The following is a 15,394-nucleotide window of genomic DNA, read 5'->3' as shown; positions in this document are numbered from 1 at the left end:
AGCGGGCATCGTGAAAAGTCTATGTCAAAGAAAGGGTTATGTTCTCATAATTGACGATTAAATCGCACCTTCCTTAATCCCCCCTGTGTCGATAATATATTGTGCAATTTCTCCTCTCCCATGGACTCAGGTTATGCTCAAAAATATACGGGTTATTACCGGCATCATCATCGCACTATCGGTATTTTGTCTGCTTCAACTGGTTACCGGCGGGCTTTTCTACTCTGCAGTCAATAATGACAGAGTAAACTTCCAGAATACGGGGATTCTTAGCGCACAGCAGGAAAATCTTGGCGACAGCGTCAACACGCTGATCAAAACACGCGTCACTGTCACTCGCGTGGCGATCCGTTTTCTGAAAAATCAACGCGATCCGGCGTCCCTTGCCAGTATCGACAAGCTCCTTACCACCGCCTCTGAGTCGCTCGACAAGGCCGAAGGGTACTTCAACAACTACAAAAGCACGCCTCGCGTGGCAGGTCAGGATGCCGCGTTAGCCAACGACGTCTCGCAAAACATCCCCAAAATGCACGACGTGCTGCAGCAGTCCATCACCTTCCTGCGGGCGAACAACTACGAAGCCTACGGCAACCTTGATGCCCAACAGGCGCAGGATGATATGGACGCCAGCTATGCGAAATGGCGTACTGAAAACAACAGCTTCCTGCAGGCTGCCGCGCGGGAAAACCAGAGCAGCTTTACCAGCATGCAATGGACTCTCGGCGTGATTTTGCTGGTAGTGATTGCGGTCATGACCATTATCTGGCTGGGGCTGCAACATCTGCTGCTTAAACCGCTGCGCAGCGTCATGGGGCACATTCGCGCCATCGCCGGTGGCGACCTGACACAGCCGATCTCCGCCGAAGGCCGTAACGAGATGAGCCAGTTGGCCAGTGGCCTGCATGAGATGCAATCCTCGCTGGTCAAAACCGTGGGCGCGGTGCGTAACAGTTCCGACTCGATTTATACCGGCGCGACGGAAATCTCCACTGGCAACAACGATCTTTCCTCCCGCACCGAACAGCAGGCCGCGTCACTCGAAGAGACCGCCGCCAGCATGGAGCAGTTAACCGCCACGGTGAAACAGAATACCGAAAACGCCCGTCAGGCCTCAAATCTGGCGAAAAATGCCTCGGACACCGCAGCCCGCGGCGGTCAGGTAGTGAGCGACGTGGTACGCACCATGAGCGAAATCTCCAGCAGTTCCCAGCAGATAGCCCAGATCACCAGCGTGATCGACGCCATTGCCTTCCAGACAAATATCCTTGCGCTGAACGCCGCCGTTGAAGCCGCGCGCGCGGGCGAGCAGGGCCGTGGATTTGCCGTAGTGGCAGGGGAAGTGCGCACGCTTGCCAGCCGCAGTGCGCAGGCCGCAAAAGAGATTAAAACGCTAATTGAAAACTCCGTAAGCCGCGTCAACTCCGGTACCTCGCTGGTGGCCGAAGCGGGCGATACCATGCAAGAGATCGTCAATGCCGTTACCCGCGTTACCGATATTATGGGGGAAATCGCCTCCGCATCGGACGAGCAAAGTAAAGGTATTGAGCAGGTTAGCCTTGCGGTATCGCAAATGGACAGCGTCACCCAGCAGAACGCCTCGTTGGTGCAGGAGTCCGCTGCGGCCTCTGCGGCGCTGGAAGAGCAGGCTGAACAGCTGCGCCAGGCCGTTGCGGTCTTCCGCGTCAACGGCCACAGCATGCTGCTGCAAAGCAAACCCGGCAAACCGACCATCGCTCCGCGCCTGGTCGCTGCCACCGCTGCACCCGCTGCCAGCGACAGCAACTGGGAAACGTTCTAGGCAACCCGCACCGCTCTGTTACCTCTCCCTGTGGGCTGAGGCATCCCCAGTAATATTACGTTTTACAGCGATAATACCGCGCCATAAGAATACAAAAGTAACAGCGATGACAGGGTCCGGCTGAAAATCGATGAGGCGTTGACGGTTGACCGGGGCCGCCCGCAGGGACGCGGGCGGAGGGGATAGCCTACAAGGACGTAGGCTGGTCCCCGACCCGAAAGTCAGACGGCATAAGACGAGTGGACCGCGAAGCGGCGATTTTCCTGGCCGGGAGCCTGGGTCGCCAGGGGGGTGGCGATGAGCCACCCTGGCACGTTCACGGGTTCTGTCGCGATAGAAAAGCAAAGAACATAAGGTGAACGGAATGACCACCAGAGCCGCATTTTCCCCCTCACCCTGGCCCTCTCCCTCAGGGAGAGGGAACCGAACGTGCTCGCATTTTTTGTGGGGAACCCTCATCCCTGTAGGTTAGGGTGAGGGGACCAAACGGCTCCTCACTCCTGTTTTAAACCCCGCAATACCGACAGCAAATGCGCCGTAGACAGGTCATTTTCACGCTCTCGCCAGGCCAATCCCAGTTCACGCCACAGCGCAGGCTCTAAGGGGCGAGCGGCGATGCGATTGTCAGCGGAGAGTAGCGTGCCTGATTCAAGCGGTAACAGCGTGGCACCATAGCCCGCACCCACCAGGCTTTTAATCGCATCGTTGTAATCGAGCGTAATACGCGGCGTGGGACGATGGCCCGTCTGTGCAAACCAACCACTGGTCAATTGTGACAAGTGAGTCCCTGAACCATTGAGGATCAGCGGCTTATCAAGCATCCATTCAGGTGTCACCACATCCGGACTTGTCCAGTTCACAGGCAGAAATGCAACAACCGGATCCCGGCGCCAGGCCTCAATCTTCAGGCCGCTACTACGAAGCTGGGGAAGCGCCACAATACCGATATCGAGCGAACCGGATTTTAGCTGCTCGAGAGTCTGTTGTGAGGTAAGCACGGCAATGTGCACATCAATATTCGGATGAAGCTGTGCAAGCTTTTCAATCGCCCTTGGCAGCAGATTGGCGATCGCCCCTGTAGAAGCACCGAGCCTGACCTGCCCGGTCAGCCCTTGCGCCTGGCGGGAGATATCATCCAGGGCATACGCGGCGTCGGCCAGTAATCGGCGGGCATGGATGACCATGTTTTCGCCAATGGCCGTTGGCCTAATTTTACCCCGGGTTCGTGAAAGCAATGTCGTCCCCACGCGGTTTTCGAGCTCGGAAATGTGCAGGCTGACCGTCGGCGGTGACAAATGCAGTCGTTGAGCGGCTTCATTGAAAGAGCCCGTGTCGGCAATCGTTATCAGTGTGCGCAACTGGTCAAGGTTAATCTCACGCATCAATATACCTCAGAAAAACTGAATCTGACGTTAAGATAATTCAACTTTACCCGTACTTAAACCTGGCACAACATCAACGTCATGAAATTCTTTCAGGCACAGGACACGACAATGACCAACGTATTTATTGATGGTGAACAGGGCACGACAGGCCTGCAGATCCACGACCGGCTGCGCGACCGTTCCGACATTACCCTGGTGGCGCTGCCTGTCTCGCAACGCAAAGACGCGCGTCTGCGGGCGGAAATGCTGAACAACTGCGATATTGCCATCCTGTGCCTGCCCGATGACGCCGCACGTAATGCGGTGGCGATGGTGAAAAATCCTCATGTACGGGTTATCGATGCCAGCTCAGCCCATCGGGTGACACCCGGCTGGACATACGGTTTTCCTGAGATGAGTGCCGACCAGGCTGCGCGCATCAACGCATCAAAACGCATTACCAACCCCGGTTGTTACCCAACGGGGGCGATCGGTCTTCTGCTCCCGCTGGTTAACGCCGGGCTGCTGCCCGTCGATTATCCGCTGTCCATTCATGCGGTATCCGGCTATTCGGGCGGGGGAAGGGCGGGGATTGATCTGTTCGAAGGTGAAACGGCGGGTTCTGCGCCAGCATTTCAGGTCTATGGGTTGGGGCTGAAACATAAACATGTTCCGGAGATCGCGCGCTACGCGGGGCTCTCTGTGCCACCGGTCTTTATGCCTGCTTACGGCGCGTACCGTCAGGGGATTGTACTGAGCGTGCCATTACACCAACGTTTGCTCGCCAAAAACGCCAGTGCATCGGCAATACATACCTGCCTCGCGCAGCATTACGCCGACAGCAAACAGGTAAGAGTACTGGCACAGACGACGGCAGGTGATACAGATCGCATCAATCCCGAGCGGTTGAACGGGACCAATGATATGGAGCTGAGCGTATTTTCAAACCCTGAGAACGGACAAATATTGCTAACGGCGGTGTTCGATAACCTGGGCAAAGGTGCATCGGGCGCGGCCGTGCAAAACCTCAATCTGCTCATCGGTGCCAGCTAACACGCGGCCAGGGTGTCGGGCTTTTTCTCCCGGCACCGGCTGCCGTCTGGTCTGCACGCCTGATCATGAAGATGGCTCATGTTGTAATGAAATTAAGTCGCTTTCTCTCATCCGATAGCTCTGGCATAAATATTCAACATTAACTTATTGATAACATGAAAACTAGGAATGAGAAACCAGACCGTCTGGTAACTCAATGAATAAAGGGCGTTTTCATGGTAGAACCCAGGGTGCAAGATCGCGATGAATAAAGATTTCACATTTACTATTAAGGGCAGTCGCTTCGACGAAAATTATAACCCCTCTGAAAATACGCGTATTACGACTAACTTTGCCAATCTGGCCAGAGGCGAGAACCGTCAGGAAAACCTGCGCAACACGTTAGTGATGATCGACAATCGCTTCAATACTCTGGCGCATTGGGATAACCCTAAAAGCGACCGCTATTCTGTCGAACTTGAAATTATTTCCGCAGAAATGAATATTGGCACCGAGGGCAATGACATTGCGTTCCCGGCCATTGAAATATTGAAAACGCATATTGTTGATAAAAAAACCAACGAACGTATTGAGGGGATTGTCGGTAATAACTTCTCTTCTTACGTGCGAGATTATGACTTCAGCGTGTTGCTGTTAGATCACAATAAAGGCCAGACGCAGTTTAGCACTCCGCATGATTTTGGCGATTTACATGGCAATATCTTCAAACATTTCGTCAATTCCAGTGCCTACAAAGCGAACTTTAAAAAGTCACCGGTGATATGCCTCAGCGTGTCCAGCAAAGACGTCTATCAACGCACGGGCAATCAGCACCCTGTTCTGGGCATCGAATACCAGCCCAATGGCTCTTCGCTGACGGAGCAATATTTCAACAAAATGGGCCTGCAGGTTCGCTATTTCATGCCGCCAAACAGCGTGGCTCCGCTGGCCTTTTATTTCTCGGGGGATTTACTCCGTGATTACACCGACCTTGAGCTTATCAGCACCATCAGCACGATGGAGACGTTCCAGAAGATTTACCGACCTGAAATTTACAATGCGAACTCTGTCGCCGGTCAATATTACCAGCCAGACCTGAATCACCAGGATCATTCATTAACCAAAATTGTGTATGACCGGGAAGAGCGCAGCCAACTGGCGATTGAGCAGGGTAAATTTACGGAAGAGCATTTCATCAAACCCTATAAGAATATTCTTGAGCAATGGCCCGCTAGCTACGCTCTTTAATTAACCAGGAATTGAAAGGTCATTTATTATGAAAACATTGCTCCCTACATCAACCGCAGGCAGTTTGCCGAAACCGTCCTGGCTTGCAGAGCCGGAGAAACTGTGGTCGCCGTGGAAATTACAAAACGAAGAATTGGTTGAAGGGAAAAAAGATGCCCTGAGCTTGTCCCTGTATGACCAACTGCGGGCAGGAATTGATATTGTCAGCGATGGCGAACAAACGCGTCAGCACTTTGTCACGACCTTTATTGAACACCTCAGCGGCGTTGATTTTGAAAAACGTGAAACCGTTAAAATTCGCAATCGCTATGATGCGAGCGTCCCCACAGTGGTGAGTGCCGTTGAGCGCCAGAAACCGGTCTTTGTTGACGATGCCAAATTCTTACGTCAGTTGACCAAACAGCCGATTAAATGGGCGCTGCCTGGGCCGATGACGATGATCGATACGCTCTATGATGCGCACTACAAAAGCCGCGAAAAACTGGCCTGGGAATTCGCCAAAATCCTTAACCAGGAAGCCAAAGAGTTAGAAGCAGCGGGTGTCGATATTATCCAGTTTGATGAGCCGGCTTTTAACGTGTTCTTTGAAGAGGTGAACGACTGGGGTATTGCTGCCTTAGAACGCGCTATCGAAGGGCTGAAATGTGAGACAGCGGTACATATTTGCTACGGCTATGGCATTAAAGCCAATACCGACTGGAAAAAGACGCTGGGCTCTGAGTGGCGACAATACGAAGAAGCATTCCCGAAACTGCAGACATCGAATATCGATATCATCTCGCTGGAATGCCATAACTCGCGTGTCCCTATGGACCTGCTTGAACTGATTCGCGGTAAAAAAGTGATGGTTGGGGCAATTGATGTGGCAACCAATGCCATTGAGACACCGGAAGAGGTTGCCGCCACATTGCGCAAAGCCCTGCAGTTTGTCGCTGCCGATAAGCTCTATCCGTCAACCAACTGCGGCATGACGCCTTTATCGCGTCGGGTGGCTAACGGCAAGCTCAATGCGTTAAGCGCAGGCGCAGAGATTATCCGCAGAGAACTCACCGGTAAATAATGTCGCCAGCGCCTGGTGACTACAAATCAATCACCAGTTCCCCGGAGTGGCTGCGGGAACAGCATAGCGCGATATGCTGCGTACGGGCGCTTTTCTCTGCTGCCGACTGCACCGTATCGCGATGGTCGACAACGCCGTCAATAACCGGCGTGAGGCAGGCCCCGCAAATCCCCATCTCGCAGGAGAGCGGCACCGCAACGCCGTTATCCTGCAGTACCTGCGCGATGCTCTTGTTCGCCGGTACTGGCCATTTCTCCCCGCTGGAGGCCAGCGTAATGGTAAACGTTTCTTCATCCTGCGAGGCCGCGGCTGGGGGCACTGGCGCAAAAGCCTCGCTGTGGATATGCGTTTCCGGCCACCCTTTTTCTATTGCTGCCACTCTGACCGCTGCCATAAATCCCTCCGGGCCGCAGGTGTAGATCCGCTGCCCGTCGCCGGGTGCGGGAAGGGTGGTCGCCAGTGTCTGGCGCGGGCTGTTACCCTCGGCAGAACAGTGCACCACGCACGTCCCGAATTTGAGTGGCCGGGAGAGTTCGCGCAAAAACGCGGCGTCTTCCCGGCGTCTGACAAAATAGTGCAGCACAAACGGCGTGCCCGCGGCTTCCCGTTGCAACAGCATTGCATACAGCGGGGTAATGCCAATCCCGGCGGCCAGCAGCAGAACCGGGCCGTCGTCGTGCAGGGCAAACAGATTGCGCGGTGCGGAAATTAGCAGCGTCTGACCGGGGCGCAGCGTCTGATAGATATAGCGGGAACCGCCGCGTGATGCGCTTTCCTGCGCCACGCAGATAAGATAGCTCTCCGTTGTGCGCACTCCGGTCAGGGAATACTGGCGGATCAGGCCGCAGGGCAAGTGCACATCAATGTGCGCACCTGGCTCCCAGTCGGGCAGCGGTTCACCACTGGTGCTCACCAGACGCACGGACAGACTTTTGTCGCCCTGACACCACAGGCCATCAACCACCACGTTCAGCATCGCGTTCATGACGCACCTCATACCAGGAAAAACTCGCCAAAGCCCATTTTTTTCAGGCCACGGCGATAGGCTATCGAACTTCTGTCTGCCGGAATATGGGCTTCCAGCGTCAGATCCAGCGGCAGCCGTTCCGGGCGCTGTGTCTCCACCATCAGGCGGTCTTCTTCAAACACACGCAGGTTAAAGGCATGGACATCCTCGACGGGCACATGCAGATCGAAATTGCGTGCGATAGGCGCAAACATGCGCGTCACTCGGGAAGAGACTGGTGATGCGGCATTCATGATCACCAGCCGCGCCTCGCCGGGAAAATGGATCGTCAGCGTGGCGGTAAACGGCAGATGCATTTCGAAATGGCGTAGCCACTGAAAATCATCCGGCGCCCGGTATGGCGAACTCGCCGGATAGTTACCCACCGAACTCCAGTAGTCGGCGATAAAGCCGAACGTGGTTTCCTGCGGGTTGTAATTGGGGACCACCTGATTGCTGGCATCGGCAAAGGTCTCCGTGTGGATCCAGGCGAAGTGGGCAACATCCAGGAACCCTTCCACCTGCCGTCCGGCAAAACCGTTCACCTCAAACGCGGGGCAGTTGATCTGCTGAAAACCGGCGTCATCCCAGTGCGGCATGGTCGGCAGCGGCTGAGGGTTTTCCGCGTCAAACGCCAGGCATGTCCAAATCAGGCCATAGCGCTCTTCAATCGCATAGGTTAACAGGTTGAGCTTTGCCGGAACCGCCTGGTCAGGGCTGGAGGGAATGCGGTTGCAGCGTCCATCCTCTCCGAAACGCAGCCCGTGGTAGGGGCAGACGATGCCTTCGTCGTCGTGAAAACCGAGCGTCAGCGGCACGCCGCGATGCGGGCAGACATCGCGGGCAACCACGACCTGGCCTTTTACGCGATAAATCACCAGTTGTTCATCGAGCAGCGTAGCTTTCACTGGCGCGGCGCCAATGTCACAGGCGCGGGCAACCGGGTGCCAGCATTTTGCCAGACGCAGCCAGTCCTCCGGCTCGAAGGTGCAATGGGCGGGTGGGGTGGGGAGTGCTGTTTTCATGGTCTTCCTTCCTGCTCACGGAAAAGCAATTGTTTAATTGTTGTAACTTTATTGTTGTCATATTAGGGTGTGCACATCCATCGCCATTAATTCACTCCCCCGTTGCAAAAAAGTGTACAGGTGTTGCATGAGTCCATTTTCGCGTTTCGCACTTTATTTCGCCGAAGTTGCCCGCAGTGGCAGCCTGCGCCGCGCGGCTGAAAAACTACATATCTCCGCGTCGGCCATTAACCGACAGATTTTGCAGGCGGAGGAAGAGTTCGGTACGCCGCTGTTTGAACGTCTGCCGGAAGGGTTGCGGATGACCACGGCGGGAGAGTTGCTTTACGACAACCTGTTGCGCTGGCAAAAAGAGTTTCAGCTTACCCGGCAGAAATTTGACGAGCTGCAGGGGCTAAAGCGTGGCACGGTCAGCGTGGGGATGGTGCAGGCGCTGGCAGAGGGGAGTTTTGCCAGCGCGCTGGCCGATATTATCAGCGGGCAGCCGTGGCTGGAGTTGATGTTGCAGGTGGCAGACAGTCATACCGTCAGCCAGAAAGTGCGGCAGGCGGATCTCGACTTTGGCTTAATCCTTGACCCGGAAGGTCAGGCTGGGCTGAACGTGCTGGCGTTTGCTGAGCTGGAGATGGGCGTGGTGATGCGCACGGATCATGAAATGGCAACAGCATCGGCGTTGTCGCTGGGGGCGTTGAGCGAGGCGCGGCATATTCTGCCCGGCGCACCGCTAATTGTGCATGAGCGTGTCGCGATGCTGTATCGGCACTACGATCTGGCCCCGGCGAACACTATCAACTGCAACGATATCCGGCTTATCAAATCGCTGGTGCTCAGGGGGAGTGGCGTTGCAGTGCTGAGTTTGCTGGATGTGCTGGACGAGGTGAAAAACGGGCAACTGGCCTTTGTGCCGCTGCGTAACAAGCTGCTGCGTCCACTGACTCTGGCGCTGTGCACCGCGCCATCACGCCAGCTTTCCCGCCCGGCGCAGATGGTCATCCAGAAACTGACCGCCGTGATGGAAGAGATACAGGCTCTGCACCCGCCATTGAGCTGATTCCCCCGGTGGCGCTGCGCTAACCGGGGCTACGGTCAGCGGACAGGTAGCCCGGACAAGGCGCATCGCGCCGCCTCCGGGAGTGTGTGCGGTGCATCGATGACGGTTATCACCACCTATTACCCTAACGGCCCGCCCTGAATGGTATCGCACAGGCCGTTGATAATGCGCTCGCCGGTCTCTTCTTTGAGCTCCTGATACCAGGCCTGCGTCAACGCCATGTCCTTGCCGTGGGTGACATCGCAGCGTTTACGCGCCTTGAGCACCAGATCGCGCACCCGGTTGCAGCGCTGTGTTTCATACTCCCGCAGCGCACTTTCAATGGCGGTCTGTGTGCGGAAAATCTCCCCCAGCACTACCGCATCTTCCATTGCCGCGCAGCCGCCCTGACCGATATCCGGCGTGGTGCTGTGCCCGGCATCGCCCAGCAGCGCCACTTTGCCTCGTACCAGTCTGTCGAACGGCTCAATATCATGGATCTCGATACGGTTGGTGGTCTGCGGGTCAAGTGCGGCGATCAGCCGCTGAACTGGCGGGGCCCAGCCGCGGAAATAGCGCGTCAGATCGTCGCGCAGCGTCGTGCGATCCTCGGCAAGTCCGGCAGGCAAGGGCACATCAAAGAAAAAGTAGAAACGCCCGTCGGAGACAGGCATCAGCGACACCCGTTTGCCTTCGCCGACAAAGGTTGTCCACTGCTCGGCCGGGGCAATCGCTTCGTCGATCTTCACCAGACCATTCCAGTTGACGTAACCGGCGTAACGGCGTTCCGGCGTGTAACCCAGCACGTAAGGGCGCAGCGCGGAATGACTGCCGTCGGCGGCAATCAGAACATCGCCGTGCGCCGTGGTGCCATCGGTGAACCACGCGGTCACGCCATCGGCATGCTCTTCCACCCCGCTGACCCGTTTACCAAACTGCACGTTCTCGCGGCCCCAGTAGTTCAGCATTTCACGCTGCAACTCCGCGCGCGAAACCGGGCACGGGCGGCCGCCAACCCGCTCGACCAGCGGCGCAAGGCTAAACTGCGTCAGGGTTTCCCCCTGACGGTAATCCTTATAGGCCAGAGTGCGCATCGGTCCACCGTAGGTCTCAATCAACTCTCCCATCCCCAGATGGTTCATGCACTTCACGCCGTTGGGCCAGATGGAAATCGCCGCGCCGACCGGTTTAATCTCTTTGACGGCTTCAAAGACCTCACACGCAATCCCTGCATTTTTTAACGCCACGGCAGCGCTCAGACCGCCAATACCTGCGCCAATCACCAGTGCTTTCATTCTGCTCTCCTTTTACATACGTGTAATAGGTTCAGCAATTTGCGTACCAGGATGCGCACAGGAGCAAGCGCGGGGGATAAGCGGGCAATGCACCGCTATGTTGCACCATTGTTGTGCATATTTGCATTAGCGTTGCCTTTTTGTGAATCAAAAATTTCTTAATTTGAGTATGAGAGTCTAAAGTTTCAGTGTACTGGCGGAGATTGTCGACCCTAGCCTGCTTTGTGCATCACGCCGTTGACGCTAATTGACAACAGGATGCAACGCCATGTCGGATGAAAAAAACATCGAGTTATTGTACGGGCTGGAACAACGGATCCCTCCGCTACCGGCTTTTTTCAGCGCGTTACAGCATGTGCTGGCCGGATTGGTCGGGATCATCACGCCACCGCTGATCATTGGCGCGACGCTGGGGCTGGGCGAGTGGATGCCGTATCTGATCAGCATGTCGTTGTTGGCATCCGGCATTGGTACCTTTTTACAATCCAACCGCGTGTGGGGTGTGGGAGCCGGGATGATCTGTATGCAGGGCACCAGCTTTGCTTTTCTTGGTGTGGCCATCGCAGGCGGAATGTGGGTGAAGGGACAGGGCGGCACGGCGCAGGATGTGATGGCGATGCTGTTTGGCGTGAATGTCGTGGCCGCGTTGGTGCCGATTATTGTCAGCCGCTTTATTGAACAACTCAAACGCATCTTTACGCCCATCATCACCGGCAGCGTGATTGCCCTGATTGGCATCAGCCTGATTAAAGTCAGCGTAAATAACTGGTGCGGTGGGGTGCAGGCGAAAGATTTTGGCAGCATGAGCAACATCGCCCTGGGAGCGGGTACGCTGGCGGTGATTGTGTTACTGAGTTGCGCGAAAAACCGCTGGCTTCGCCTCTCTTCCGTGGTGGTCGGTATTGCGGTTGGCTGTATTGCAGCGGCACTGGTCGGTAAGTTTCATTTCAGCGGCCTGGGCGATACCTGGTTCCGCCTGCCGTCGCTGTTCCCGTTTGGTTTCCAGTTCAACGGCGCTATTTTCCTGCCCGTTGCGCTGGTGTCGCTGGTCTGTATTCTGGAGGCCGTGGGCGATCTCACTGCCAACTGTCTGATCTCACACCAGCGCATTGATGACAGCGCCTTTCGCTCCCGGCTGAAAGGCGGCATCCTCGCTGATGGTATCAGCTGTATGATCGCGGCGATGCTGTGTGCCTTTCCCAATACCACCTTTGCGCAAAACAATGGCGTCATCCAGATGACCGGCGTCGCCAGCCGCTTTGTTGGGCGCTATATCGGTGTGATCCTGGTTCTGCTGGGCCTGTTCCCGCCGTTTGGTGAAGTGTTGCGCCAGATTCCGCTTCCGGTGCTGGGTGGGGCCACCATGGTGATGTTTGGCTGCGTGGTGGCTGCAGGCATCCGCATCATTACCCAGAACCCGTTAACCCGCCGCGACATGATGATTGTCGGACTGGCGTTCGGTTTCGGCATGGGCGTTGAAGCCGTTCCGGCATTTCTCGCCCATTTCCCGGCGATTATCGGTAATCTGTTTGGCTCAGCGGCAACCTGCGGTGGTTTAGTGGCGATTGTGCTGAATCTTATCATTCCGGAAGAAAAACCGGCAATTTCGCCAGATGCAAGGGGTAGCGATGATCGCGCTGAATCACTTTAATCAGCTGGACCGCGAGGATGCGATGGCGCTGTTACAGCCCTGCGTGGCGCTCCCCGACTGGACGGCGGCGCTGGTTGCCGCACGTCCGTATACCACGCTTGCGGCGTTACACCACAGCGCGCGGGCGCTGGCCGAATCCTGGGGCAGCGCCGAGCTGGAGCAGGCGCTGAGCGCGCATCCGCGCATTGGTGAAAAACCAGCGGGTGAGCAGGCGCATGCCGCGTTATCACTTCAGGAGCAGTCGGCGGTTAATGGGCAGGACTCGCAGTTGACAGAGGCGCTGCGGCTGGGGAACGCGGCGTATGAAGCGCGTTTTGGCCGGGTCTTTTTGATCCGCGCTAAAGGGCGCAGCGGGGAAGCGATCTTACAGGCGCTTGAGCAGCGCCTCACCCACAGCGATGCCGAAGAGATAACGGTGGCGCTGGAACAGTTACGGGAAATCACTTTATTACGACTGGCAGGAGCGATTGGCGAATGAGTAGCCTCAGTACACATATTCTTGATATTTCAACTGGCAAACCCGCCCCTGGCGTGACGGTGTTTCTGGCGTGCGATGAGCTGGTGCTGGCCCAGGGCATTACCGACGATAACGGGCGGATTGGTGCATTTCCCGTACCGCTGACGCCGGGGCAATATCGGCTGGTGGCGCAGACGGGCGAATGGTTTGCAAAGCAGGGCGTGGCGACGCTGTTTCCCTGTGTGCAAATTGATTTTGTGATTGCAGATGAGGCCGAGGAGCATTTCCATCTGCCGTTTTTGATCGCTCCCGGCGGTTGGTCAACCTATCGCGGGAGCTGATTGGCGTTGTGATCCCCCCGGTGTCGCTGCGCTAACCGCGGCTACGGGTTTATCGCCGTTTGTGGCCAGGGGAAATCCTCCGCGAGTGATTCCCCGGTGTCGCTGTGCTAACCGGGGCTACAGGTTTACCGCCGTTTGTGGCCGGGGGGAAATCCTCCGCGGGTGATTCCCCGGTGTCGCTGCGCTAACCGGGGCTATGGGTTTACCGCCGTTTGTGGCCGGGGGGAAATCCTCCGCGGGTGATTCCCCGGTGGCGCTGTGCTAACCGGGGCTACGGGTTTATCGCCGTTTGTGGCTGGGGGGAATCTTCTGCGGCTGATTCCCCGGTGGCGCTGCGCTAACCGGGGCTACAGATGTAGCCCGGGTAAGGCGCTTGCGCCGCCACCCGGGAAAGGGATTACTCTTCTGCCGCATTCCCCCACGCGCACTGGCCGTTAATCCACGTCTCGCTGATATTGCGGTCATCGCCGAGGGTCATCAGCACAAAAAGTTGTTCGTAGATATCCTTACAGCGCGTGTTGCGCAGTCGCTGCAACGGCGTGACGGCCGGGTCGATGACCACAAAATCGGCCTCTTTCCCGACCGCAAAATTGCCGATCTTATCGTCCAGGCGCAGGGCATTTGCGCCGCCAAGAGTCGCGTGGTAAAACGCTTCGCTGGCGCGCAGGCGATAGCTTTGCAACTGGCCCACTTTATAGGCCTCACCCAGGGTGCGCAGCATACTGAAAGTAGTGCCTGCCCCGACATCCGTGCCAATCCCCATGCGGACCTTGTGCTGCCAGCAGGCGGGCAGGCGGAACAGTCCGCTGCCAAGGAACAGATTCGAGGTCGGGCAAAACGCCACCGCAGAGCCGGTATCGTGCAGGCACTGCCATTCCTCATCGTGCAGATGGATACCGTGAGCAAAGACGCTACGCTCGCCGGTCAATCCATAGTGGTGGTAAACATCCAGATAACGCGCATGCTCCGGCCAGAGATCGTTCACCCACGCCACTTCATTGGGGTTTTCACTTAAATGTGTCTGCAGCCAGGTGTGGGGAAATTCCTCGCGCAAGCGGCGCACCGCATCGAGCAACTCCGGCGTGGAGGTGGGCGCAAAGCGTGGCGTAATGGCGTAACCCAGCCGCCCCTGATGCTGCCAGCGCTGGATCAGCTCGCGGGTTTGCTGGTAGCTCTGCCCGGCGGTCTCGCTCAGGTAATCCGGCGCATGGCGATCCATCATCACTTTGCCGGCAATCAGGCGCATATTAAGGCGCAGCGCTTCGCTAAACAGGGCGTTGACCGACTCAGGATGTAATGTACAGAACACCAGTGCGGTGGTGGTGCCGTGGCTCAGTAACTGATTAAGGAAGAATTCGGCAATCTCGCTGGCGTAGGCTTCATCGGAAAACTGGCTCTCCACCGGAAAGGTATAGGTGGTCAGCCACTCCAGCAACTGCTCGCCAAACGCGCCGATCATCTCGGTTTGCGGGTAGTGTACGTGGGCATCAATAAAACCGGGGAGCAGCAGCTTGCCGCGCCGGTCGGTGTAGTCTTTGTGTGCATCCAGATGTTGCTCTCCCTCCCGCCATGTCATTCTCGCCTGTATTTGTCCGTCGCGAATAAACAGCAGCCCGTCTTCAATGTAACGCGCATTAAGGGCGATATCGTCTGCGTTATCGCAGACCCTGGCAATGTCAAACAGCGCGCCGCGGATGGCGACATGGTAGTCAATCATCTTTCCTGCCTTCATTGTTTCCGTACTGGGTGAAGGACTAATGCAAGATGAGTGCCAGCGTAGGGGCGGCGATCTTCGTTTTACAGGCCGTGCGAGCGCAAAGCGAGTTTGATTTTTTTTACTTACTCATTTGCACCGGGAAGAGAATTTCTCAAATTTTCGATACATCCAGCCCGGCAGCTTTTAAGCGGTTTACGATTTTAATCATTTTACTGACGACCGTCCTGAAAGACTGATTGACTCCAATTCGGTCGCAAACCACGTCACTGGGTATATCCTTTAACTCATCAGCATACTTAGATAGTGTCGTCACGAGGATAAAAATCATTGATAATAGGGCCTTCTAATCAGAAGGCCCTATTATCATGAC

Annotated in this window: 15 protein-coding genes; 9 read left to right on the top strand and 6 right to left on the bottom strand. The window is 56.2% G+C overall.

All coding sequences use genetic code 11. The annotated features are described in order from the left end of the window. Positions 1 to 133: 133 nt before the first annotated feature. Positions 134 to 1,798 (top strand): methyl-accepting chemotaxis citrate transducer, encoded by a 1,665-nt coding sequence (gene tcp, locus ACSZPU_RS16510; protein WP_499000915.1) that lies wholly within the window; start codon positions 134 to 136, stop codon positions 1,796 to 1,798. A gap of 494 nt (positions 1,799 to 2,292) precedes the next feature. Here the strand turns inward: tcp and ACSZPU_RS16505 are convergent, their stop codons facing one another. Then, entirely contained in the window at positions 2,293 to 3,180 is an 888-nt protein-coding gene (locus tag ACSZPU_RS16505; protein ID WP_499000912.1) for a LysR family transcriptional regulator, read from the bottom strand. Positions 3,181 to 3,291: 111 nt separating this feature from the next. On the opposite strand from ACSZPU_RS16505, the gene argC reads away from it, so the two are divergent. The 3 genes from argC to ACSZPU_RS16490 all read left to right on the top strand — a co-directional run bounded on the left by argC (position 3,292) and on the right by ACSZPU_RS16490 (position 6,502). Continuing rightward, positions 3,292 to 4,215 (top strand): N-acetyl-gamma-glutamyl-phosphate reductase, encoded by a 924-nt coding sequence (argC, locus tag ACSZPU_RS16500; RefSeq protein ID WP_499000910.1) that lies wholly within the window; start codon positions 3,292 to 3,294, stop codon positions 4,213 to 4,215. 243 nt (positions 4,216 to 4,458) lie between these two features. Continuing rightward, positions 4,459 to 5,442 carry a DUF1852 domain-containing protein gene (locus tag ACSZPU_RS16495; protein WP_499000908.1) on the top strand — a complete coding sequence of 328 codons (984 nt, stop codon included), beginning with the start codon at positions 4,459 to 4,461 and terminating at the stop codon, positions 5,440 to 5,442. 28 nt (positions 5,443 to 5,470) lie between these two features. Further along, positions 5,471 to 6,502, top strand: coding sequence for a methionine synthase (locus ACSZPU_RS16490; RefSeq protein WP_499000905.1), 1,032 nt, complete (start codon positions 5,471 to 5,473; stop codon positions 6,500 to 6,502). Between the two features lie 19 nt (positions 6,503 to 6,521). Here ACSZPU_RS16490 and ACSZPU_RS16485 read toward each other — a convergent pair whose 3' ends face one another. Beyond that, on the bottom strand, positions 6,522 to 7,487 hold the full coding sequence (locus tag ACSZPU_RS16485; RefSeq protein ID WP_499000902.1) for a PDR/VanB family oxidoreductase: 966 nt from the start codon (positions 7,485 to 7,487) through the stop codon (positions 6,522 to 6,524). An 8-nt stretch (positions 7,488 to 7,495) separates the two neighbouring features. Beyond that, the gene (gene hpxD / locus ACSZPU_RS16480) at positions 7,496 to 8,533 is read right to left on the bottom strand and encodes a molybdenum cofactor-independent xanthine hydroxylase subunit HpxD (protein ID WP_499000900.1); all 1,038 of its coding nucleotides are present in this window, start codon (positions 8,531 to 8,533) and stop codon (positions 7,496 to 7,498) included. Positions 8,534 to 8,660: 127 nt separating this feature from the next. Between hpxD and hpxR the strand changes: the two genes are divergently transcribed. Then, positions 8,661 to 9,584, top strand: coding sequence for a LysR family hpxDE operon transcriptional regulator HpxR (gene hpxR, locus ACSZPU_RS16475; protein ID WP_499000897.1), 924 nt, complete (start codon positions 8,661 to 8,663; stop codon positions 9,582 to 9,584). 119 nt (positions 9,585 to 9,703) lie between these two features. On the opposite strand, the gene hpxO is transcribed toward hpxR, so the two are convergent. After that, the gene (gene hpxO / locus ACSZPU_RS16470; protein WP_499000895.1) at positions 9,704 to 10,858 is read right to left on the bottom strand and encodes an FAD-dependent urate hydroxylase HpxO; all 1,155 of its coding nucleotides are present in this window, start codon (positions 10,856 to 10,858) and stop codon (positions 9,704 to 9,706) included. A 268-nt stretch (positions 10,859 to 11,126) separates the two neighbouring features. Between hpxO and ACSZPU_RS16465 the strand changes: the two genes are divergently transcribed. From ACSZPU_RS16465 to uraH, 3 genes are read left to right on the top strand one after another with little or no spacing between them, the layout of a single operon-like run. Then, complete coding sequence (locus ACSZPU_RS16465; protein ID WP_499000892.1) at positions 11,127 to 12,509, top strand: nucleobase:cation symporter-2 family protein; 1,383 nt, start codon at positions 11,127 to 11,129, stop codon at positions 12,507 to 12,509. Beyond that, complete coding sequence (uraD, locus tag ACSZPU_RS16460; protein WP_499000889.1) at positions 12,487 to 12,987, top strand: 2-oxo-4-hydroxy-4-carboxy-5-ureidoimidazoline decarboxylase; 501 nt, start codon at positions 12,487 to 12,489, stop codon at positions 12,985 to 12,987. Before ACSZPU_RS16465 ends, uraD begins: the two co-directional genes overlap by 23 nt. Beyond that, positions 12,984 to 13,307 (top strand): hydroxyisourate hydrolase, encoded by a 324-nt coding sequence (gene uraH / locus ACSZPU_RS16455; RefSeq protein WP_499000887.1) that lies wholly within the window; start codon positions 12,984 to 12,986, stop codon positions 13,305 to 13,307. Before uraD ends, uraH begins: the two co-directional genes overlap by 4 nt. Positions 13,308 to 13,704: 397 nt before the next feature. On the opposite strand, the gene guaD is transcribed toward uraH, so the two are convergent. Further along, positions 13,705 to 15,024 (bottom strand): guanine deaminase, encoded by a 1,320-nt coding sequence (gene guaD / locus ACSZPU_RS16450; RefSeq protein ID WP_499000885.1) that lies wholly within the window; start codon positions 15,022 to 15,024, stop codon positions 13,705 to 13,707. A 47-nt stretch (positions 15,025 to 15,071) separates the two neighbouring features. Here guaD and ACSZPU_RS16445 point away from each other — a divergent pair, with 47 nt between their 5' ends. Continuing rightward, complete coding sequence (locus ACSZPU_RS16445) at positions 15,072 to 15,260, top strand: hypothetical protein (protein WP_499000917.1); 189 nt, start codon at positions 15,072 to 15,074, stop codon at positions 15,258 to 15,260. Here the strand turns inward: ACSZPU_RS16445 and ACSZPU_RS16440 are convergent. Further along, positions 15,176 to 15,352: an HTH-like domain-containing protein gene (locus ACSZPU_RS16440; RefSeq protein ID WP_499000882.1), complete on the bottom strand. Its 177-nt coding sequence runs from the start codon at positions 15,350 to 15,352 to the stop codon at positions 15,176 to 15,178. The two genes, ACSZPU_RS16445 and ACSZPU_RS16440, sit on opposite strands and share 85 nt — an antisense overlap. Positions 15,353 to 15,394: the final 42 nt, after the last annotated feature.

The sequence above is a fragment of the Phytobacter sp. V69 genome (genome assembly GCF_965644215.1).
GTDB lineage: Bacteria > Pseudomonadota > Gammaproteobacteria > Enterobacterales > Enterobacteriaceae > Phytobacter.
Note: the sequence above shows the minus strand (reverse complement) of the source record. Positions and strands in the feature narration are given on the sequence as shown.